This is a genomic window from Pseudomonas lini, from assembly GCF_030812475.1.
GTDB classification, from domain to species: Bacteria; Pseudomonadota; Gammaproteobacteria; order Pseudomonadales; family Pseudomonadaceae; genus Aquipseudomonas; species Aquipseudomonas lini_A.
In genome coordinates, this window is the sequence record NZ_JAUSSR010000003.1 from 422159 (window position 1) to 442187 (window position 20029).

The 20029-nt window shown below is 59.5% G+C and carries 20 protein-coding genes; 13 read left to right on the forward strand and 7 right to left on the reverse strand.

The genetic code is table 11. The features are described 5' to 3' along the window. Positions 1 to 227: 227 nt before the first annotated feature. From J2W17_RS08345 to J2W17_RS08355, 3 genes are read left to right on the forward strand one after another with little or no spacing between them, the layout of a single operon-like run. Positions 228 to 2216 carry an FUSC family protein gene (locus tag J2W17_RS08345; RefSeq protein WP_307332090.1) on the forward strand — a complete coding sequence of 663 codons (1989 nt, stop codon included), beginning with the start codon at positions 228 to 230 and terminating at the stop codon, positions 2214 to 2216. Beyond that, positions 2203 to 2409, forward strand: coding sequence for a DUF1656 domain-containing protein (locus J2W17_RS08350; RefSeq protein WP_307332093.1), 207 nt, complete (start codon positions 2203 to 2205; stop codon positions 2407 to 2409). The genes J2W17_RS08345 and J2W17_RS08350 overlap by 14 nt, the downstream gene beginning before the upstream one ends. Before the next feature lie 10 nt (positions 2410 to 2419). Next, the gene (locus tag J2W17_RS08355; RefSeq protein ID WP_307332096.1) at positions 2420 to 3280 is read left to right on the forward strand and encodes an efflux RND transporter periplasmic adaptor subunit; all 861 of its coding nucleotides are present in this window, start codon (positions 2420 to 2422) and stop codon (positions 3278 to 3280) included. 201 nt (positions 3281 to 3481) lie between these two features. On the opposite strand, the gene J2W17_RS08360 is transcribed toward J2W17_RS08355, so the two are convergent. Beyond that, positions 3482 to 3952: a MaoC family dehydratase gene (locus tag J2W17_RS08360; protein ID WP_307332099.1), complete on the reverse strand. Its 471-nt coding sequence runs from the start codon at positions 3950 to 3952 to the stop codon at positions 3482 to 3484. A 43-nt stretch (positions 3953 to 3995) separates the two neighbouring features. Continuing rightward, a complete protein-coding gene (locus tag J2W17_RS08365; protein ID WP_307332102.1) occupies positions 3996 to 4940 on the reverse strand; it encodes an alpha/beta hydrolase in 945 nt (314 codons plus the stop codon). Between the two features lie 245 nt (positions 4941 to 5185). Here J2W17_RS08365 and fadD2 point away from each other — a divergent pair, with 245 nt between their 5' ends. After that, on the forward strand, positions 5186 to 6874 hold the full coding sequence (gene fadD2, locus J2W17_RS08370; protein ID WP_307332105.1) for a long-chain-fatty-acid--CoA ligase FadD2: 1689 nt from the start codon (positions 5186 to 5188) through the stop codon (positions 6872 to 6874). A 421-nt stretch (positions 6875 to 7295) separates the two neighbouring features. Further along, positions 7296 to 8996, forward strand: coding sequence for a long-chain-fatty-acid--CoA ligase FadD1 (gene fadD1 / locus J2W17_RS08375; protein WP_307332108.1), 1701 nt, complete (start codon positions 7296 to 7298; stop codon positions 8994 to 8996). Positions 8997 to 9219: 223 nt separating this feature from the next. Here the strand turns inward: fadD1 and J2W17_RS08380 are convergent, their stop codons facing one another. Next, the gene (locus J2W17_RS08380; RefSeq protein ID WP_307332110.1) at positions 9220 to 9597 is read right to left on the reverse strand and encodes a hypothetical protein; all 378 of its coding nucleotides are present in this window, start codon (positions 9595 to 9597) and stop codon (positions 9220 to 9222) included. 200 nt (positions 9598 to 9797) lie between these two features. On the opposite strand from J2W17_RS08380, the gene J2W17_RS08385 reads away from it, so the two are divergent. The 3 genes from J2W17_RS08385 (at position 9798) to def (ending at position 11646) form a co-directional block, all read left to right on the forward strand. Continuing rightward, positions 9798 to 9989: a CsbD family protein gene (locus J2W17_RS08385; RefSeq protein WP_046816634.1), complete on the forward strand. Its 192-nt coding sequence runs from the start codon at positions 9798 to 9800 to the stop codon at positions 9987 to 9989. Positions 9990 to 10159: 170 nt separating this feature from the next. Next, complete coding sequence (locus J2W17_RS08390; RefSeq protein WP_307332118.1) at positions 10160 to 11110, forward strand: YihY/virulence factor BrkB family protein; 951 nt, start codon at positions 10160 to 10162, stop codon at positions 11108 to 11110. Then, a complete protein-coding gene (gene def / locus J2W17_RS08395; RefSeq protein ID WP_307332120.1) occupies positions 11107 to 11646 on the forward strand; it encodes a peptide deformylase in 540 nt (179 codons plus the stop codon). Before J2W17_RS08390 ends, def begins: the two co-directional genes overlap by 4 nt. A 131-nt stretch (positions 11647 to 11777) precedes the next feature. On the opposite strand, the gene J2W17_RS08400 is transcribed toward def, so the two are convergent. From J2W17_RS08400 to J2W17_RS08410, 3 genes are all read right to left on the reverse strand, one after another. Beyond that, the gene (locus tag J2W17_RS08400; protein WP_307332123.1) at positions 11778 to 12200 is read right to left on the reverse strand and encodes a GNAT family N-acetyltransferase; all 423 of its coding nucleotides are present in this window, start codon (positions 12198 to 12200) and stop codon (positions 11778 to 11780) included. A 504-nt stretch (positions 12201 to 12704) separates the two neighbouring features. Continuing rightward, complete coding sequence (locus tag J2W17_RS08405; RefSeq protein ID WP_307332126.1) at positions 12705 to 13337, reverse strand: glutathione S-transferase family protein; 633 nt, start codon at positions 13335 to 13337, stop codon at positions 12705 to 12707. A gap of 78 nt (positions 13338 to 13415) precedes the next feature. Next, positions 13416 to 14447 (reverse strand): LacI family DNA-binding transcriptional regulator, encoded by a 1032-nt coding sequence (locus J2W17_RS08410; protein WP_307332129.1) that lies wholly within the window; start codon positions 14445 to 14447, stop codon positions 13416 to 13418. A gap of 214 nt (positions 14448 to 14661) precedes the next feature. Between J2W17_RS08410 and J2W17_RS08415 the strand changes: the two genes are divergently transcribed. After that, positions 14662 to 15195 carry a gluconokinase gene (locus J2W17_RS08415; protein ID WP_307332132.1) on the forward strand — a complete coding sequence of 178 codons (534 nt, stop codon included), beginning with the start codon at positions 14662 to 14664 and terminating at the stop codon, positions 15193 to 15195. Between the two features lie 82 nt (positions 15196 to 15277). Then, the gene (locus J2W17_RS08420) at positions 15278 to 16630 is read left to right on the forward strand and encodes a GntP family permease (RefSeq protein ID WP_307332135.1); all 1353 of its coding nucleotides are present in this window, start codon (positions 15278 to 15280) and stop codon (positions 16628 to 16630) included. Positions 16631 to 16758: 128 nt separating this feature from the next. Here J2W17_RS08420 and alaC read toward each other — a convergent pair whose 3' ends face one another. Then, positions 16759 to 17976: an alanine transaminase gene (alaC, locus tag J2W17_RS08425; protein WP_307332139.1), complete on the reverse strand. Its 1218-nt coding sequence runs from the start codon at positions 17974 to 17976 to the stop codon at positions 16759 to 16761. 139 nt (positions 17977 to 18115) lie between these two features. On the opposite strand from alaC, the gene J2W17_RS08430 reads away from it, so the two are divergent. From J2W17_RS08430 to J2W17_RS08440, 3 genes are all read left to right on the forward strand, one after another. Beyond that, positions 18116 to 18778, forward strand: coding sequence for a LysE family translocator (locus tag J2W17_RS08430; RefSeq protein ID WP_307332142.1), 663 nt, complete (start codon positions 18116 to 18118; stop codon positions 18776 to 18778). A gap of 67 nt (positions 18779 to 18845) precedes the next feature. After that, a complete protein-coding gene (locus J2W17_RS08435; RefSeq protein WP_307332145.1) occupies positions 18846 to 19331 on the forward strand; it encodes a GyrI-like domain-containing protein in 486 nt (161 codons plus the stop codon). 96 nt (positions 19332 to 19427) lie between these two features. Then, positions 19428 to 19916, forward strand: a complete 489-nt coding sequence (locus J2W17_RS08440; protein ID WP_307332148.1) for a GNAT family N-acetyltransferase — start codon at positions 19428 to 19430, stop codon at positions 19914 to 19916. The last annotated feature ends 113 nt before the right edge of the window (positions 19917 to 20029 follow it).

Sequence of the window (20029 nt, forward strand, 5' to 3'; positions counted from 1 at the left end):
CTGTCAAAAACGCCAGCCAGTCTGGCGTTTTTTTGTGTCTGGCGTTTAACGTTGAATCAACCCTTGTAGGAGCCGCCGAAGGCTGCGATCTTTTGATCTTTCTTTGTTGCGACACCAGAGATCCAAAGATCGCAGCCTGCGGCAGCTCCTTCATCGGACCGTGATCTTTTGACGGTGTCTTGGCGAAGCCGTCTATCGTTAAATCGTCTTTATCAAGAGTGTTTTACGTGCCTATCACCTTGCAGGCTTTGCTTGCGCCTGACCGCCGCGCCCTTCAATTCGCGATCAAGACCTTGCTCGGTGGCGGCCTGGCGTTGTGGCTGGCACTGCGCTGGGGACTGGAGCAACCGGCCTGGGCGCTGATGACCGCTTTCATCGTCGCCCAGCCCTTGTCCGGGATGGTGGTGCAGAAAGGGCTGGCGCGTCTGCTGGGCACCCTGGTCGGGACAATCATGTCGGTGGTGTTCATGGGGTTGTTTGCGCAGACGCCCTGGCTGTTCCTGTTGGCATTGGCCTTGTGGCTCGGTCTGTGTACGGCCAGTTCGACCATGTTGCGCAGCGCCTGGTCCTATTCGTTCGTGCTGGCCGGTTATACAGTGGCGATCATTGCGTTGCCGGCCCTTGCCCATCCGCTGACGGTGTTCGATCAAGCCGTGGCTCGCTGCACGGAAATCTGCCTGGGCATTCTGTGCGCGACCGCCGCCAGTGCGCTGCTATGGCCAATGCGTGTCGAGCAACAACTGGCGGATCAGGCGCGGGCGGCGTGGCACAGCGGGATGAATGCCGCTCGAGCGACCCTGGCCGGGGACGGCCAGGCGCGCAAAGGTCTGCTGGAGATCCTCGGCAGGATCGTAGCGGTGGATGCCCAGCGGGAACATGCCTGGTTCGAAGGCAGTCTTGGTCGCCAGCGCGCGCGGTCCATCAGTGGCTTGAGCCAGAAGCTGTTGATGTTGCTGCGCATCGCCCGTTCGGCGCGCCGGCAGTGGAAGCAGTTGCAAACGCAAGAGGCCGAGCAATTGATGCCGTGGATGAGTGAAGTCCAGGCGGCGCTCGCCAGCCCGGATAGCGCGACCCTGCAAGCCCTGCGCCCGATGTTGCTCGATGCTACCCATGACCCGTTGATCAGTTCCGCACAAAGTTTTTGCCTGGCGCGTTTTACCTTGCTGCTCGACACCGCGCTGGCGGCGAGGGCGGCGCTCAAAGCGGTGGAGGAGGGCAAGGACGCGGTCGATCCACCGCGAACCCTGGCGCCCCATCGCGACCTGTCATTGGCGCTGGTATTCGGTGCCCGCAGCGCCCTGGCGTTTCTGGTGGTGTCATGCTTCTGGCTGGCGACCGCCTGGCCCGCCGCCTCGGGCGCATTATTGCTGACCTGTGTGGTGTGCAGCCTGTTTGCCAGCCGTGAAAACGGCGCGCAGATCGGCATGAGTTTCATGCGGGGGATTTTCCTGGCGGTTCCGGCGGCGTTTTTCGTCGGGCAGATTCTGCTGCCGCAATGGAGCAGCTTTGCAATGCTCTGCCTCGGGATGGGCGTGCCATTATTCCTCGGTGCGCTGGGCATGGCCAATCCGCAGATCGGCGCCACGGCGACCTCGTTCTGCCTGCACTTTATTGTCCTGATCTCGCCGCTCAATGCGATGAAGTTCGATGTTGCGAATTTCTTCAACAGTGCCCTGGCGATGGTGATCGGCGTGGGCGCGGCGGTTCTGGCGTTCCGGCTGTTAATCCTGCGCAATCCGACGTGGCATGGCCGCCGTCTGCTGGTGGCGACACTCCATGACCTGGTGCGCCTGACGCGGCGCAATCTGCGCGGTGCCGAAAGCTGGTTCGGTGGGCGCATGGCCGATCGTTTGCTGCAACTGGCGCGGCACTATCCCGAATTGCCGGAACCGGCGCGCAGCCGCTGGGATGACGGGCTGCTGGGTTTGGACATCGGCGACGAATTGCTGCATTTGCGTTTGAGCATGGCGGTGGCGCAGGCACCCGTCAGTGCGGCGCAACGGCGTTATCTCGATCAATTGGAGAAAGTCCTCGAGCAAGGCCCGGCCGGCAGTCGCGCCGATGCGCTGGAACAACCCAGCGAAGAATTCTTGAAAACGTTGTACGCGTTGCCCGCCAGCGATGCGGTGAAACTGGCCCAGGGCGCGGTGCTGCAACTGCAGAGCAGCTGGCGTGCCTGGTGCCGTCAGCAGGAGGAGAGTCATGGGCTTGCGTGAGTGGTCGGTGGGTGGCGTGCTGCTCAGCCCGTTTCTGATTTATGTGCTGCTGGCGCTGCTGGTGACCGGCGTCTTGCGCCTGTTGTTGCGCCTGACCCCGGTCGGCCGCTGGATCTGGCACGAAGCATTATTCGATTGCGCCTTGTACGTCTGTGTATTGACCCTGATCACCGTCGTCCTCGGACCTTTATAAGGAGTTGAACATGCGTACACCCGTACGTGTAGCAGTAACCTTGTGCCTGGTGGCGGTAGCGATCTTTGCCGGTTTCCATTTATGGCAGTACTACATGTTGACGCCCTGGACCCGCGACGCACGGATCCGCGCCGACGTGGTGGTCATCGCCCCCGACGTGTCGGGCTGGGTGCGAGAACTCAAAGCGTTCGACAACCAACAGGTCAAGGCTGGCGATCTGTTGCTGAGCATTGATCGCGACCGCTTCGAAGCGGCGCTGGAGAAAGCGCAAGCGGTGGTCCAGACCCGCCAGCAGCAACTCAATCTGCGAGAGCGCGAAGCCAGCCGCCGCGCCAGCCTCGGACCGCAGGCGATCAGTGCCGAGCTGCGCGAGAATGCGCAAATCAACGCCGGCATTGCCCGTGGCGAATTGCGTGAAGCCCAGGCCGAAGCCAAGGTCGCGCAACTCAACCTGGACCGCAGCCAGGTCCACGCGCCGCGCAGCGGCCACATCACCAACCTGCGCCTGGCCCAAGGCAACTATGTGAACGCCGGGCAACCGGTGATGGCGCTGATCGACGATTCGACTTTTTATGTGCAGGCGTACTTCGAGGAAACCAAACTGCCGCGGATTCGCATCGGTGACCCGGTGAAGGTCTGGTTGATGAGCGCCGGGGAGGCACTGGAGGGACACGTGGCAAGCATCAGTCGCGGGATTACCGACCGCAACACCACACCGGACGGGCAGTTGCTGGCGGAGGTGGAACCGACGTTCAACTGGGTCAGGCTGGCCCAGCGGATTCCTGTGCGGATCAAGCTGGACAAGATTCCGGAGGGGATCAATATGAGTTCGGGGATGACGGCGAGTGTGCAGGTGCAAGAAGCGCCTTAAGAGCAAAAGGCCGCGCAACACCAGTAGGCGCGGGCTTGCCAGCGAAGGGGGCGCGCCTGACACACCGCGTCGCCTGGTTCGCCAGGGCTCCTACCGGGTTTTGCGTACACCTGTAGGAGCTGGCTTGCCAGCGAAGGGGGCGCGCCTGACACACCGGCGTCGCCTGGTTCGCCAGCAAGCCGGCTCCTACAGATCGGCGATTTAGCCGATGCTGATCGCCGGCAGGGTGGTCAACGTCACGGTTTGCTGCTTGCGGGGTGCCAGGATCTCCGCCTCGCCGTCCACCACCAGCTCATCGTGCTGGTTGAATACGCGAGTGGCAATCCGCACACGAAACTTGGGCAGTTTCTCGAGGATTTCCAGGCGCACGGTCAGGGTATCGCCGATCTTCACCGCCTTCTGAAAGCTCATCTGCTGGCCGATATAAATCGTCCCCGGCCCAGGCAGTTCACAGGCTACGGCCGCGCTGATCAGGGCGCCGCTGAGCATGCCGTGGGCGATACGCCCCCTGAACGCGGTGCGGTCGGCGAATTCAGCGTCCAGGTGTACCGGGTTGTGATCGCCGGACATCGCGGCGAACAACTGAATGTCGCGCTCTTCGACCGTCTTGCTGTAACTGGCGGTCTGGCCGACTTCGAGGGTTTCGTAAGGGGTGTTGGTAACCTGGGTCATCTGTCTCGATTCCTGTGACGAACTAAAAAATCCACAAAAAAAACTATTCGGATCGGGGTGGCCGTCGGTGGCTCAGCGCCTGGGCGATCCAGCTAAGTACATCGGCGGTCACTTCATCGCGGTTGCTCTCATTGAACAGCTCATGCCGTGCCTGCGGGTAAATGTTCAGTTGCAGGTTCTGGCTACCGGCGGCGCGCAACGCATGCGCCAGATCTTTGAGACGCTTGCCGTCACTCACCGGATCACATTCGCCGCCCATCACCAGCAGCGGCAGGCCTGGATCGATCTGGGCGAGATTGGACGCTTTGCTGATTTGCTGCAAGCCGCCAAGCAAATCGATCCAGAACTGATTAGTGCAACGAAACCCGCAGAGAGGGTCATTGGCGTACTTGTCGACCTCGGCCGGATCGCGGCTGAGCCAGTCGAACGGCGTGCGCACCGGCTTGAATTTCTTGTTGAACGAGCCAAAGGACAACCATTCGATCAGGGCGCTGCGGCCCTTGGGCCCCTGGCGCAACCGTTCGAACCGGGCGATCTGCCGGGCAGCGCTATAAAGCGCCACCGGCTGGAAGTTCGAACCGCTGAGTATGGCGCCGTGCAGGCTGGCGCTGTGGTGCAGCAGATACGCCTGGGCGAGGTAGCTGCCCATGCTATGCCCCAGCAAGACGATCGGCACGCCGGGATGGTGTTGACCAATGTGCTGGTTGAGGCTGGCGAGATCGCCGACCACCTTGCACCAGCCATCGTCGTCGGCGAAATGCCCCAATGTCCCGTTTTCGGCAGTTTTGCCATGTCCGCGCAAGTCCGGGGCATACACCCCGTACCCCTGCTCACAGAACTTTTCCGCCAGACGGGCGTAGCGGGCACTGTGTTCCGCCATGCCGTGGGCCAGCAGGATCACCGCGTTCAAAGGCGCGACGGGCAGCCACTGGTTGACGAAGAGGCGACTGTGGTCACTCGCGGTCAACCAGAACGTGTCGTGGATCATGGCGATTCCTTTGCAAAGGGCTGCATGTGGCATGGGCGTCGTTGCATTGTATAGCGCATCCGTAGTCAGTCGTCTGAACAGCCCACGCCACGGCAGGAAGATTCATACGGTCAATGACGGCGATTGGCATATTTGCCTGTTTCGTCATAGCTGCTAGTGTCCGGGGAGCTCCGCTTTTCGCTGTTCGTTTTCAGAAACGACACAAAGCGGTCCCCGGATAGGCTCAGGTAAAGAGGACAAGAACAATGCAACCTGATTTCTGGAATGACAAACGCCCGGCTGGCGTGCCCCTGGACATCGACCAAGGAGCCTATAAGTCGGTAATCGAGGTGTTCGAGCGTTCCTGCAAGAAATTTGCTGACCGCCCGGCCTTCAGCAATATGGGCATCACCCTGACCTACGCTGAACTGGAACGTTACAGCGCAGCGTTCGCCGGTTATCTGCAAGCCCACACCGACCTGATGCCGGGTGATCGCATCGCGGTGCAGATGCCCAACGTCCTGCATTACCCGATTGCCGTGTTCGGCGCCTTGCGTGCCGGACTCATCGTGGTCAATACCAACCCGTTGTACACCGCGCGCGAGATGCGCCATCAATTCAAGGACTCTGGCGCCCGGGCGCTGGTGTACCTGAACCTGTTCGGGCAGAAGGTCCAGGAAGTGCTGGCCGACACCGACATCCAGTACCTGATCGAAGCGAAGATGGGCGACCTGATGCCCGCCGCCAAGGGCTGGCTGGTCAATACCCTGGTGAGCAAGGTGAAGAAAATGGTCCCAGCCTATTCCCTGCCCCAGGCCATTTCCTTCAAGAGCGCGTTGCGTCTGGGCCGGGGCCTGGGCATCAAGCCGTTGAATGCCGGCCTGGACGACATCGCTGTGCTGCAATACACCGGCGGCACCACCGGCCTGGCCAAGGGCGCGATGCTGACCCATGGCAACCTGGTCGCCAACATGCAGCAGGCGCGGGCCTGCCTGGGTCAGTTCGGCACTGACGGTCAACCGCTGCTGCGCGAAGGGCAGGAGGTGATGATCGCGCCGTTGCCGCTGTACCATATCTATGCCTTCACGGCGAATTGCATGTGCATGATGGTGACCGGCAACCATAACGTGCTGATCACCAATCCGCGGGATATCGACGGATTCGTCAAGGAATTGAAGAACTGGCGGTTTTCGGCGTTGCTGGGGCTCAACACGCTGTTCGTCGCGCTGATGGACCATCCCGACTTCAAGACCCTGGATTTCTCCAGCCTCAAACTCACCAACTCCGGCGGTACCGCGCTGGTCAAGGCCACCGCCGAACGCTGGGAACAGTTGACCGGTTGCCGCATCACCGAAGGTTACGGGCTGACCGAAACCTCGCCGGTGGCTTGCACCAATCCGTACGGAGATAAATCGCGCATCGGCACGGTCGGCCTGCCGGTGCCGGGTACCACATTGAAAGTGATCAACGATGAAGGCGTCGAGCAGGCCTTGGGCGAGCGCGGCGAACTGTGCATCAAGGGCCCGCAGATCATGAAGGGATACTGGCAGAAGCCCGAAGCCACCGCCGAAGTGCTGGATGCCGAGGGCTGGTTCAAGTCTGGCGACATTGCGGTGATCGATCCGGATGGTTTCGTGCGCATTGTCGACCGCAAGAAAGACATGATCATTGTTTCGGGTTTCAACGTCTACCCGAACGAGATCGAGGATGTGGTGATGGCTCACCCTAAGGTCGCCAACTGTGCGGTGATCGGCGTGCCGGACGAGCGATCGGGGGAGGCGGTGAAGCTGTTCGTGGTGGCCCGGGAAACGGGAGTCAGTCTTGAAGAGCTCAAGGCCTACTGCAAGGAAAATTTCACGGCGTACAAAGTGCCCAAGCACATTGTGTTGCGTGAGTCGTTGCCGATGACGCCGGTGGGCAAGATTCTGCGGCGCGAGCTGCGCGATATTGCCTGATCGTTGAATGGCCGCGCTTCGCGCGGATCCCCTGTAGGAGCAGCCGGTCGACGCTCGATCGCTCGCGATGGTCGTGAACGAAAACGAGTAAAACCAGATGCCCAGCGGCGTCCTCTGGTTTTTCGCGAGCAAGCTCGCTCCTACAGTCTTTGCCTAAAGCCACGATTTCCGGGGCTTTCAGCGACTTATAGGTTTTTTGCTCTAAAATGACTGCTTGATGGTCTTGAGTCATTAAAGTGACCATAGAGACCGCTTTTGGCTCTGGTCGACCCTCGGCAAAGCTGCTACTCTCGGCCCGCTTTGTGACTTCTCGGCCTAAGAAAAAGCCAGACTCACCAACACAATAGACACCAAAAACACACACCAATAATAATCGCATCAAATGCGGTGATGAATTCGCGTTGCTGAGGAGTGGGCTTCCATGATCGAAGACTTTTGGAAGGATAAGTACCCTGCCGGGATTGCTGTCGAGATCAATCCCGACGAGTACCCGAATATTCAGGCGGTATTGAAGCAGTCCTGCCAACGCTTTGCCGACAAACCGGCGTTCAGCAACCTGGGCAAGACAATCACCTACGGTGAACTGTACGAATTGTCCGGTGCCTTTGCCGCTTACCTGCAACAGCATACCGACTTGCAGCCAGGCGATCGAATCGCCGTGCAGCTGCCAAATGTCTTGCAATACCCGGTCGCTGTCTTCGGCGCCATCCGCGCCGGGCTGATCGTGGTCAATACCAACCCGCTGTACACCGCGCGGGAGATGGAACACCAATTCAACGACTCCGGTGCCAAGGCACTCGTCTGCCTGGCCAACATGGCGCACCTGGCCCAGGCCGTCGTGCCCAAAACCGGCGTCAGGCACGTGATCGTCACCGAAGTGGCCGACCTGTTGCCGCCGCTAAAGCGGCTGCTGGTCAACAGCGTCATCAAGTACGTGAAGAAAATGGTCCCGGCGTATCACCTGCCCAAGGCCATCAAGTTCAACGACGTGCTGAGCAAGGGCCATGGCCAGCCAGTGTCTGAAGCCAACCCGGCCAGCAGCGACGTCGCGGTGCTGCAATACACCGGCGGCACCACCGGCGTCGCCAAGGGCGCGATGCTGACCCATCGCAACCTGGTGGCGAACATGCTGCAGTGCAAGGCGCTGATGGGGTCCAACCTCAATGAAGGCTGCGAAATCCTGATCACGCCGCTGCCGCTGTATCACATCTATGCCTTCACCTTTCATTGCATGGCGATGATGCTGATCGGCAACCACAACATCCTGATCAGCAACCCGCGGGACCTGACGGCGATGGTCAAGGAACTGTCGAAGTGGAAGTTCAGTGGCTTCGTCGGCCTGAACACGCTGTTTGTCGCCCTGTGCAACAACGAAGGCTTCCGCAAGCTGGATTTCTCTGCGCTGAAAATAACGCTGTCGGGCGGCATGGCCTTGCAACTGGCTGCCGCCGAGCGCTGGAAAGCAGTCACAGGCTGTGCCATCTGCGAAGGTTACGGCATGACCGAAACCAGTCCGGTGGCCACGGTCAATCCGATCCAGAACATCCAGATTGGCACCATCGGCATCCCGGTGCCGTCGACCTTGTGCAAAATCATCGATGACGCCGGCGTTGAACGGCCGTTGGGCGAAATCGGCGAACTGTGCGTGAAAGGTCCGCAGGTCATGAAAGGCTACTGGCAGCGTCAGGAAGCCACCGATGAAATCCTCGACAGCGAAGGCTGGTTGAAGACCGGTGACATCGCGGTGATCCAGCCTGATGGCTACATGCGTATCGTCGATCGCAAGAAAGACATGATCCTGGTGTCCGGTTTCAACGTGTACCCGAACGAGCTCGAAGATGTGCTGGCGACCCTGCCGGGTGTGCTGCAATGCGCTGCTATCGGCGTGCCGGACGAGAAGTCGGGCGAGGCGATCAAGATTTTCATCGTCGCCAAACCGGGCGTGACCCTGACCAAGGAGCAGGTGATGGAGCACATGCGCGCCAATGTCACGGGCTACAAGGTTCCACGGTCTGTCGAGTTCCGCGATGCGCTGCCGACCACCAATGTGGGCAAGATCCTGCGCCGCGAGTTGCGCGATGAAGAGCTGAAGAAGCTGGCTGCGAAGAAGGTCAGTGCATAAAAACAAAAAGGCCTGCGGATGCGGTTAAGCCTTTGTAGGAGCGAGCTTGCTCGCGATGGTCGCCAACGATAACGCGTGTTTGCTGGATAACACGTGGTGTTCTGGCGTCCATCGTCGGAACGCCGCCCGGAGCAAGCTCGCTCCTACATGTGATCGCGTTTATTCTGAAGAAGCCCGGTCAACTGTGGGAGTGAGCCTGCTCGCGATGCTCTTGATTTTGCTGCTACAGGCGGAACTGCGCGAAATTGACGTTGGTGCCCGCCGGGCGCATGTCCTGCAAGTACGAATCCTTGTCAGCACTCAGTTCCAGGCTCAGCGCGGCCTTGCGCTTCCCCTGGTTACGCACGACCAGGCCTTCGAGCTTCTCGCGCAGGAACACCGTCGGCACTTTCAAATGCAGCAGTTCGTCGGAATCCGGGGTGTGCATCAGCAGGTGAATCCATTCGTACTGACCGACGGCCAGGCGCGCGACCGGGATATCGAACCACCAGATGTTGCGGTTGCGGTTCAATTCGGTGAAGTGGCAGTTGTTGACGCCAAGCACAGCACCGCCGAGTTCCTGGTTTCTGCGGGCAATGGCCTGCTTTTTATCGAGTTTCATAACATTCCTACGGGATTGGATCTTCAGCGCCACGGCCTGAATACGTTGCGCATTCTCGGGGGTTGCTTGGCAAACATAAAGCCCAACCTGCACTGAACGATGAAATGTCGCGGTGAAAATAAATGAAACTCCGTGCAAACGACCCCGGTCAATCCTTGTGTAACTACTTTTTCCGTTCAATTGTTCACAGGAGTAACACCATGGGCAGCACTGGCGATAAAGTAAAAGGCATGGCCAACGAAGCCGCCGGCAACGTCAAGCAAGGCGTCGGCAAGGCAACCGGTAACGACAAAATGCGCGCCGAAGGCGTGGTGCAGGAAAAGAAAGGCGAAGCTCAGCAAGCTGTGGGCAAAGCCAAGGACGCCGTCAAGAAAGGCGTCGACAAGGCTTGATTTGGCCTTTGACGACTATCAGGAACGGCCATCCGCGGATGGCCGTTTTTGTGTCAGCCTGAACTTGAGTCTGAAAATTGTTTCAAAGTCGCCAAATCAGCTACTTTGTTGTAAAAAACGGCCCCTGAGTCGCCACGACTTCATCAAATTTGCGGCGAAAGGAGACGCTTATGATTTTCCCGGACATGAAAGGTCTGCCCATCCACCGTGTGATGGTGCGCACGGTCACCGAGTTCGTCGACGACGAGATGTCGACCTATGCCTCGGCGCTCGCCTATCAAATGCTGTTCTCGCTATTTCCCTTCATCCTGTTCCTGATCGCCCTGATCGGTTTCCTGCACCTGCCGGACTTCTTCTCCTGGCTGCGCCTGCAATCGGAACTGGTCCTGCCGCCCCAGGCGCTGGAGCAGGTGAACCCGGTGATCGATCAACTCCAGCAGTCCACGGGTGGCTTGCTGTCGATCGGTATCTTGATCGCGCTGTGGACCGCGTCCGCTGGCGTGCGATTGATGATGAGTGCGATGAACGCCGCCTACGATGTGGTCGAGGGTCGTCCGGCGTGGAAGCGTTTCCCGCTGTCGATTATCTATACCATCGGCATCGCCGGCATGCTGTTGATCGCTGCCGCATTGATGGTGCTCGGGCCGCAGGTGATGGGTTGGATCGCTGCGCAAGTCGGCGTCGAGGAATTCATCGTCACGGTGTGGACCATTGCCCGCTGGCCGGTGGTCGTGATCCTGATGATGGTCGCGGTGGCGCTGATTTATTACGTCATGCCCGACGTTAAACAGGAGTTTCGCTTTATCACGCCGGGGTCGGTGCTGGCGGTGGTGGTATGGATCCTCGCATCGGTGGGTTTCGGTCTGTATGTCAAAACATTTGCCGACTACAACGCCATGTATGGCAGTATCGGCGCGATCATCGTGCTATTGCTGTACTTCTATATTTCCGCAGCGGTGCTGCTGCTCGGTGCGGAAATGAATGCGGTGATCGAACACATGTCGACTGAAGGCAAGAATGCTGGCGAAAAAGTCGCCGGCGAGCCGGAACCCAAACACCACGTTTCGGGACTGGGTCGGGATCACTCGATCAAGCCGAGCACTGACGAAGTCACCAAATGATCCGTGAAATCCTGAAAATGGGCGACGAGCGCCTGCTGCGCATCGCCCCGCCGGTACCGGCAGAAATGTTCGACAGCCCCGAGTTGTGGCAACTGATCGACGACATGTTCCAGACCATGGAAAGCGTCGGCGGCGTCGGCCTGGCTGCACCGCAGATCGGCGTCGACCTGCAGCTGGTAATCTTCGGTTTCGAGCACAGCGAACGCTACCCGGACGCCGAAGCGGTGCCGCAGACCATTTTGATCAATCCGCTGATCACGCCGTTGAGCCCTGTCCTCGAAGAGGGCTTCGAAGGCTGCCTGTCGGTACCCGGCCTGCGCGGTGCGGTGGATCGCTACCAGCAGATTCGCTACGAAGGCGTCGATCCCAAGGGCCAGCCGATTTTGCGCATTGCCGAAGGGTTCCATGCGCGGGTGGTGCAGCACGAATGCGATCACCTGATCGGTCGGTTGTACCCGTCGCGCATTACCGATTTCAGCAAGTTCGGGTTTACCGAAGTGATGTTTCCGGAGCTTGATCCCAACGCCGACGACTGAGATCACCACAAACCTAATGTGGGAGCGGGCTTGCTCGCGAATGCGGTGTGTCAGTCAAAGTAACTATTAACTGACACACCGCATTCGCGAGCAAGCCCGCTCCCACATTGGATCTTCATTGACTCATTGACTCATTGACTTTTATTCGCCTCCAGTCCCATGGCAATCATCGGTTTGCTGCGCGCGTAACGGCTCAACCGCTCGACCATGGCGTACGGCATCGGCGGATCGAAGACAAAGCCACGCCGCTCATAAAACCCCCGCAAGTCCGGATGGCAGAACAGCCACACCGGGTTGTCGAGTCCTTTGACTGCTTCGGCAATCAACGTGGCGGCAATCCCCTGTTCCCGGCAAGCCGGATCAACCAGCAAACCCGTCAACCAATGCCCGCCCGAGACCGGTCGCAAACACAGCGCACCCACGATATCGTCGCGCCTGGCGACCCACAGTCGAGCATCGCGGACCGCTTTCATCGACGATTGATGGGCGCGATAGAACTTGTTCATCAACGGCCATAATGGCTCGTCGAGCAAGGTGTACTGGGTGTTGGGCATGGTCTTCGACTGTCGGTGCGCAAAGCGGGCGATTATAAAAGAACGCGAGCGCGGGGATAGGTGTATACCTGATCTCACATCCCGTATGAGTGGAGTACGTATCATGGCCAAAGGCATGGATTCAAAAAAAGCGGCAAAGAAGAAACCGGCGAAAACCGCCGATGAAAAGCGTGCGGACAAAAAAGCCAAGAAGGTGGATGTGTTCGGGCATTAAGCGAAAAATCAAACAGGTACCAAAATAGTCCTGACACCTGTCCCCTGTAGGAGCTGGCTTGTCGGAGCGCCGAACCGCAGCGAAGACGGCATAACTGGCAGCATTGATGTTTGAACGTGTCGGCCTCTTCGCGGCGATGCGGCGATCCGACAAGCCAGCGCCTACAGGGGGCGCGATGAATAATCAAATAATCTGCAAGATTTCCCGCCAAAGTCGGTATGCGTTGTTCATGGTCAGCGCCGCGTTTTTCTCAAATAAACGGCATTTTCAATGAGCGAGCTGCCGACCCTTCAAGGCAGACCATTGCAGCCGTGTTTCAAGAACCCCGGACGTTGTGCCAGCCGCTGAAAATACTCGTCGATAGCGGGGTAGTCTGGCCGCTCCATGGGCGTTATCAGCCAGCGATTGACCGATAGCCCGATGACAATATCGGCCAGGGAGAACCGAGGCCCGGCGACATAGGCCTTGGTGGCTGCGAGCTGATGCTCGAGGATGCCCATCTTCTGATTCCAGCCACGCACGCCAGCGGCGATGTGATGTGGGTCCTGGAACTCCGGATCCTTGCGCACCAGCGCCGTGAACGCATAGCTCCAGGCCGCATTGAGTTCGGTGGCCTGCCAATCCATCCACTGCTCCACCCGGGCACGTGCCGCCGGTTCGTGCGGTAGCAGGTCGGTGTTCTGGTGTTTGTTGGCCAGATAACGGCAGATGGTGTTGGATTCCCAGAGCACGCCGGCCTCATCGATGATCACCGGCACCAGCGCGTTGGGATTGAGCCTGAGAAACTCCGGCGTGTGAGTCGAGGCATAACCGCCGCCCCAATCCTCACGTTCGTAGGACAGGCCCAGCTCCTCGCAAGTCCACAGGACCTTGCGGACGTTGATCGACGAGGCTTTGCCGAGAATCTTCAGTGCATGTTCCATGGGCTACTCCGTTAGCGGATCAGGGCTTCGGGGATTTAATAGTGTGCCTGCCAACGGGAGACATCAAGTCGGAAACGGTCAGGTACTCTCGCGCACTTTCAATTCGAACCCCATGTCCTGCACCGGTTTGGCCACCACATTGCCAGCCAGCAAGGTCAGCATCAACTCCGCCGAACGCCGGCCAATGGCTTCGCGCGGCGTGCTGATGCTGCTCAGCCGCGGGACCATGTGAGCCGAGGCCGGCAGGTCGTTGAAGCCGAGGATTGCCACCTGCTGCGGAATCCTGATCCCGCAACGCATGGCTTCGAGGAGCGCGCCCTGGGCCAGGTCGTCGTTGCCGAAGAAGATCGCATCGACATCCGGGTGACTGGCCATCAGTTGCAGGAACAGTTCACCGCCCAAACCGACGGATGAGGCACGCGGGGTCAGCACTTCAAGATCCGGGTCATACAAATCGGCTTTTTGCAGGGCTTTGCGGAAACCTTCGCCGCGCAGCAACGTGCGTTGGTCCAGCTGCGCGCCGATGTACGCCAGGCGCTTGCGACCGCGGGAGAGCAAATGTTCCGCCGCCGTCTCACCGGCGGCGAGCTGCGAAAAACCGACGCAGTTAAGCCCGGCGGCACTGTCCAGTTCCATCATGTACACGCACGGAATGTTGCTCGCCTCGATCATCCGCCGCGAACTTTCGGTGCGGTCGAAACCGGTCAGCAGCAAGCCGCGAGGTTGATAGGCCATGTAATTGCGCAGCAGGTTTTCTTCTTCATCGCGCGAGTAGTGGAAGTTGCCGATCAGCACTTCGAAGCCCTTCGGGCGTAAAACCTGATGAATGGCTTCCAGCGTGTCGATGAACAGCAAGTTCGACAGCGACGGCACCAGAACCACCACGGAATGGCTCTGGGCCGAGGCTAACGCGCGGGCGGCGGGGTTGACCACGTAGTTGAGCTCGAGGGCGGCTTTCTGGACTTTTTCCACCAGTTCGGTGGCCACCGTGGAGACTCCGCGCAAGGCGCGGGACGCGGTGATCGGGCTGACACCGGCCAGGCGTGCGACTTCATTGAGGGTAGGGCGGCCAGTGGTGCGGGTATTTTTATCGTTTTTAGGAGAGGTCATCGGGCGGCTTGCCAAACAAAATTCAAGGCACTAAGGTAGCGCTGTCTCGATGCAGCTGCAAATGCGTGAGCGGGGTCTGCCTGATTTCGGCTCTTTGGTATTGGGACAAACATGCTGCAACCCACAAAAATGACAAGAAGGCGTCGGCAACTTCTGCTTTTGCTCCAGTGTCATAACCAGCAAAGGTAGCGCTGTCTGCGCGCTGAGGTGTTACATGAATCATCCCATCAGAGCCCTGGTCATCATGGGCGTTGCCGGTTGCGGCAAGACGTGCGTCAGCGAGTCCTTGTGCCAACTCAGCGGCGCGACCGCCATTGAAGGCGACTCCTTTCACCCTGCCGCCAATATCGAAAAGATGAGCGCAGGTATTCCCCTGAACGACGAAGACCGTGCCGGCTGGCTCGACAGCCTGTGCGACGAGCTGCGCCGCATTGATGCCAAGGGCGAACGCCCGGTGCTCACCTGCTCGGCCCTCAAACATATTTACCGGGAACGTTTGCGCAGCGCCTTGCCGGGCCTGGGCTTCGTGTTCCTGGAACTGACCCCTGAAGTCGCCGCTGATCGAGTCTCCCATCGCCCGGGCCACTTCATGCCGTCAACGTTGATCGACAGCCAGTTCGCCACCCTTGAATCACCCGTTGGCGAGCCCCTGACCCTGGCTCTGGACGCGTCGAACCACAGCGTCGACCAATTGGCGAAGCAGGCCCATGACTGGTGGCAGGCTCATGGCCTGCAACGCGCCGGATGAATTTGCCTTGCAAAGGTAGCGCTGTCCTGATGGCTCGCGAATTACCCGCTTTAATAACAACAACAACCAGGAGACACCCCTAATGTTTGGCATGTCCCACGAGACGTTCCTGCTGCTCGATGCAGTGGTCACGGTGATCGGGCTTATCGTCCTGATCACCAAGTTCAAGTTCCATCCCTTCATTGCCCTGATCATTGCCGCCGCCTTTCTCGGCCTGACGTCCGGCATGCCGTTCGGCACCATCATCAAGGCGTTCCAGGACGGTTTCGGCGGGGTGCTCGGTTTCGTCGGGATCATCCTGGCGCTGGGGACCATGCTCGGCAAGATGATGGCCGAATCGGGCGGGGCGGATCAGATTGCCCAAACCCTGATCCGGGCGTTCGGCAAGGACAAGGTGCAGTGGGCGATGATGTTCGCCGCCTTCCTGGTCGGCATTCCATTGTTCTTCGAAATCGGCTTCGTGCTGCTGATCCCGCTGGTGTTCATCGTCGCCCGCCGCACCGGGGTGTCGATCATCAAAATCGGTATTCCGCTGCTGGCCGGTCTTTCCGCCGTGCACGGTCTGGTTCCGCCACACCCGGGCCCACTGCTGGCGATCGGCGTGTTCGGTGCCGACATAGGTAAAACCATTCTGTACGGCCTGATCGTTGCGCTGCCGACGGCGATCATCGCCGGCCCGATCTACGGCACATTCATTGCCAAGTACATCCCCGGCCACCCTAACCAGGAGCTGGTGGATCAACTGGCGCGCGAACCGGACTCGGCCGAACTGCCGAGCTTCAGCATCACGTTGATCACCGTGCTGCTGCCGGTGTTCCTGATGTTGCTCAAGACCTTTGCCGACGTGGTGCTGCCGGAAGGCAATTTCGCGCGCTCCTTCATGGACCTGATCGGCCACCCGATCTCGGCGCTGTTGCTGGCATTGCTGTTGTCGCTGTACACCTTCGGCCACCGTCAGGGCATGGGTTCGAACAAGATTCTGAAGTTGCTCGACGCCAGCCTCGCACCGACCGCCGCGATCATTTTGATCATCGGTGCCGGGGGTGGCTTCAAGCAGATGCTGGTGACCAGCGGCGTGGGTGACGTGATCGGCCACATGGCCGTGAACGCGCAGATCTCGCCGATCCTGCTCGCTTGGCTGGTGGCGGCGGTGATCCGGATCGCGACCGGTTCGGCAACCGTGGCGACCATCACCGGCGCGGGCATCGTGGTGCCGGTGGTAGGGATGATGCCGGGTGTGAACCGTGAACTGTTGGTACTTGCCACCGGTGCCGGTTCGTTGATCCTGTCCCACGTCAACGACGCGGGTTTCTGGCTGGTGAAGCAGTACTTCAACATGACCGTGGCGGAAACCTTCAAGACCTGGACGGCGATGGAAACCATTCTGTCGGTGGTGGGCTTGGGCTTTATCCTGCTGTTGTCGATGTTCGTCTAAGCAACACCGCAACTCAATGAGCTGCGGTGCGGCGATCCGACTTGCCAGCGAAGAGGGCCTGACATTCAACATTGATGTTGACTGTCAGGCCGCTTTCGCTGGCAAGCCAGCTCCTACAGGGTTCGGTGTCAGGCGTTAGATTTACTTATCAGCCCATCCGCCCGGAACATACCGCGAATCCCGCGTATCGCCTGGCGAATCCGGTCCTGGTTTTCGATCAGCGCAAAGCGCACGTGATCATCCCCGTATTCACCGAATCCCACACCCGGCGAGACGCAGACCTTGGCCTCGGCGAGCATTTTCTTGGCGAATTCCAGCGAGCCCAGGTGCGCATAGGCCTCGGGAATCTTGGCCCAGACGTACATCGCGGCTTTAGGATTTTCCACCATCCAGCCCAATTCATGCAGGCCCTTGACCAGTACATTGCGCCGCTGGCGGTATTGCTCGGCAATGTCCTTGACACACTGCTGATCGCCTTCCAGTGCAGCGATGGCGGCGACTTGCAGCGGGGTGAAGGTGCCGTAGTCGTGGTAGCTCTTGATCCGCGCCAGGGCGTTGACCAGTTCGGCGTTGCCGACCATGAAGCCGATGCGCCAGCCGGCCATGTTGTAGCTCTTGGACAGGGTGAAAAACTCCACCGCGATGTCCTTGGCGCCCGGCACTTGCATGATCGAGGGTGCTTTCCAGCCGTCATAGACGATGTCGGCGTAGGCCAGGTCGTGCACCACCAGCACGTCGTACTGCTTGGCGAGGGCGATCACCCGCTCGAAGAAGTCCAGCTCCACGCACTGGGCGGTGGGGTTGGACGGGAAGCCGAGGATCATCATTTTCGGTTTCGGGATCGAACCGCGAATCGCGCTTTCCAGCTCGGCGAAAAAGTCCACGCCCGGGATCAGCGGCACCGAGCGCACCTGGGCACCGGCAATCACGGCACCATAGATGTGGATCGGGTAACTCGGGTTCGGCACCAGCACGGTATCGCCCTGGTCGAGAGTGGCCAGCATCAGGTGCGCCAGGCCTTCCTTGGAACCGATGGTGACGATGGCTTCGCTTTCCGGGTCGATGTCGACCTCGTAGCGATCCTTGTACCAGTTGGAAATCGCCCGGCGCAGACGCGGGATGCCCTTGGACGTGGAATAGCCGTGGGTGTCTTCGCGCTGGGCGACGGTGACGAGTTTGTCGACAATGTGCGGCGGTGTCGCGCCGTCGGGGTTGCCCATGCTGAAGTCGATGATGTCTTCGCCACGACGACGGGCGGCCATCTTCAGCTCGGCAGTGATGTTGAATACGTAAGGGGGGAGTCGATCTATGCGCGCAAAGCGGCGCGGCGAACCTGGGTTAGCCATTGTTGCCTCGGATAACGTGAGCGCCCGGAACCGTCCGAGCGACGCTGGCCACTGCGGTGGCCTGTGGCGGAATGTACGGGCAGCTGTGGCACACTGTCCAGCGTCTATGTAAACAAATTTGTCCGAAGGAAATCGGTTGATGGAATTTACCAGTGGCTTTTTGCTGAGCCTTTCGCTGTGCCTGGACATCGGTGTGGCCAATATCGCGATGATCACTTTGGCGATGCAGCGGGGCTATTTCCAGGGCTTCGCCCTGGGGTTGGGCACCTGCGTCGGTGACCTGATCTATGCGGTGCTGGCATTGGCGGGCATGACGGTTTTGCTGCAATACGAGACTGTGCGCTGGGTGCTGTGGATCGGTGGTTCGGTGTTGCTGGTGTATTTCGCGGCGAAGATGATCTATTCGGCGATTCACCACGAGACACTGCTGGCCGAGGCTGCCGAAGTCGGGCACAACTCGCACCGCAAGGAGTTTTTCCGCGGAATATTCCTCGCCATGTCGTCACCCAGCGCCATTCTCTGGTTCGCGGCAGTGGGCGGCACGCTGATTGCGCGTTCCGGCGGTGGCGGTGTCCTCGGTTCGGCGCTGTTTCTCGGTGGGTTTCTGTGCGCCGGAGTGCTCTGGTGCGTCGGCCTGTGCTTCGCCGCGAGCCATGGTGGCAAGTTGCTGGGCGACAAACTGCTGCGTTACTCGTACCTGGCATCCGCGGCGATCTTCTGCTATTTCGCGGTCTACGTGATTCTATCGGGTTATAACGAGTTCATTGGCGCAGGTGCCGTCGAGCCACTACACGGGCTTTGACTGGGCGAATCGGGTTTGGCTTCTATACTCCGAGCCGAACCCACTTTTTTGTATCAGGAGTCGAGTCATGGATGAGAACACAGAGGTCAAACTGGCCGAGCCGCGCTTCGAAAACGGTCAGTTCCTGCTCATTGCAGGGCTTGGCGGGCGATTTACCTCGTCCACTACGCAAGGGATCCCCGCGCTCTGGGAGAAATTCATTCCCGAGATCGGCAAAATTCCCAACCAGAAAAGCGAAGTGACCTACGGCATCTGTTGCAATCCGGATGGCAAGGGTGGTTTCGAGTACATCGCCGGGGTCGAAATCAGCAAGCTCGACGACCTGCCTGATAAATATCGCTGGGTAGAGGTTTTGCCTCAGCGTTATGCGGTGTTCGAACACAAGGGCGCTCTGGACACCTTGCCCCAGACCTTCCAGTACATCTGGAAAACCTGGCTGCCGCAATCCGGCCATCAGGCGGCAGATGCCCCGGAGTTCGAACGCTACAGCGAAGACTTCAACCCAAAGCTCAACACCGGCGTGCTGGAAATCTGGTTGCCGCTCAAGCCGTAATGGCTGGATCGAGAGGCGGATCAGCGATTCGCCTCTCGATGTCGAGTTGACGCTGCTTTATGATCCCCTGTCTTTCCCCCGCTGATTCGAGCCGACATGAACACCGCCATTCGCCACGTCACCCCCGCTGACCTGGATCGCTGCTACGCCATCGAAATCCTTGCCTACGAAGGTGACGAAGCCGCGACCCGGGAGAAAATAGCGACCCGCATCGCCACCTGGCCCGAGGGGTTCATCGTGGCCGAAGTGGATGGCGTCGTCGCCGGATTCATCAATTCCGGAGCGGCGTTTCAGGTGGAAATGTCGGACGAGGCGTTCAAGGAACTGATCGGCCACGACCCGGCCGGCTCCCATGTGGTCATCATGTCGGTGGTGGTGCATCCGGATTTCCAGGGGCAAGGCCTGGCAAAACGTTTGATGGCTGAGTTCATCGAGCGGATGCGCGCACTGAACAAGGCCAGCATCCACCTGATGTGCAAGGAGCGGCATATTGCGCTCTACGCGGGTTTTGGCTTCGCCTACATCAAGCCTTCCGCCTCCGACCATGGCGGGATGGCGTGGCATGAGATGGTGCTCGAACTCTGACCCTGTAGGAGCCGGCTTGCTGGCGATGGACTCAAGTGCGCCGCGTTTAACCAGATCGCACGCGTTATCGTTAACGATCATCGCCAGCAAGCCGGCTCCTACAGGTCAGTGTT

What these genes read in the sequence shown, in the direction of transcription:
- J2W17_RS08350 (WP_307332093.1), top strand. Translation starts at nt 2,203, where the DNA reads ATGGGCTTGCGTGAGTGGTCGGTGGGTGGCGTGCTGCTCAGCCCGTTT.
- J2W17_RS08355 (WP_307332096.1), top strand. Translation starts at nt 2,420, where the DNA reads ATGCGTACACCCGTACGTGTAGCAGTAACCTTGTGCCTGGTGGCGGTA.
- J2W17_RS08360 (WP_307332099.1), bottom strand. Translation starts at nt 3,952, where the DNA reads ATGACCCAGGTTACCAACACCCCTTACGAAACCCTCGAAGTCGGCCAG.
- J2W17_RS08365 (WP_307332102.1), bottom strand. Translation starts at nt 4,940, where the DNA reads ATGATCCACGACACGTTCTGGTTGACCGCGAGTGACCACAGTCGCCTC.
- fadD2 (WP_307332105.1), top strand. Translation starts at nt 5,186, where the DNA reads ATGCAACCTGATTTCTGGAATGACAAACGCCCGGCTGGCGTGCCCCTG.
- fadD1 (WP_307332108.1), top strand. Translation starts at nt 7,296, where the DNA reads ATGATCGAAGACTTTTGGAAGGATAAGTACCCTGCCGGGATTGCTGTC.
- J2W17_RS08380 (WP_307332110.1), bottom strand. Translation starts at nt 9,597, where the DNA reads ATGAAACTCGATAAAAAGCAGGCCATTGCCCGCAGAAACCAGGAACTC.
- J2W17_RS08385 (WP_046816634.1), top strand. Translation starts at nt 9,798, where the DNA reads ATGGGCAGCACTGGCGATAAAGTAAAAGGCATGGCCAACGAAGCCGCC.
- J2W17_RS08390 (WP_307332118.1), top strand. Translation starts at nt 10,160, where the DNA reads ATGATTTTCCCGGACATGAAAGGTCTGCCCATCCACCGTGTGATGGTG.
- def (WP_307332120.1), top strand. Translation starts at nt 11,107, where the DNA reads ATGATCCGTGAAATCCTGAAAATGGGCGACGAGCGCCTGCTGCGCATC.
- J2W17_RS08400 (WP_307332123.1), bottom strand. Translation starts at nt 12,200, where the DNA reads ATGCCCAACACCCAGTACACCTTGCTCGACGAGCCATTATGGCCGTTG.
- J2W17_RS08405 (WP_307332126.1), bottom strand. Translation starts at nt 13,337, where the DNA reads ATGGAACATGCACTGAAGATTCTCGGCAAAGCCTCGTCGATCAACGTC.
- J2W17_RS08410 (WP_307332129.1), bottom strand. Translation starts at nt 14,447, where the DNA reads ATGACCTCTCCTAAAAACGATAAAAATACCCGCACCACTGGCCGCCCT.
- J2W17_RS08415 (WP_307332132.1), top strand. Translation starts at nt 14,662, where the DNA reads ATGAATCATCCCATCAGAGCCCTGGTCATCATGGGCGTTGCCGGTTGC.
- J2W17_RS08420 (WP_307332135.1), top strand. Translation starts at nt 15,278, where the DNA reads ATGTTTGGCATGTCCCACGAGACGTTCCTGCTGCTCGATGCAGTGGTC.
- alaC (WP_307332139.1), bottom strand. Translation starts at nt 17,976, where the DNA reads ATGGCTAACCCAGGTTCGCCGCGCCGCTTTGCGCGCATAGATCGACTC.
- J2W17_RS08430 (WP_307332142.1), top strand. Translation starts at nt 18,116, where the DNA reads ATGGAATTTACCAGTGGCTTTTTGCTGAGCCTTTCGCTGTGCCTGGAC.
- J2W17_RS08435 (WP_307332145.1), top strand. Translation starts at nt 18,846, where the DNA reads ATGGATGAGAACACAGAGGTCAAACTGGCCGAGCCGCGCTTCGAAAAC.
- J2W17_RS08440 (WP_307332148.1), top strand. Translation starts at nt 19,428, where the DNA reads ATGAACACCGCCATTCGCCACGTCACCCCCGCTGACCTGGATCGCTGC.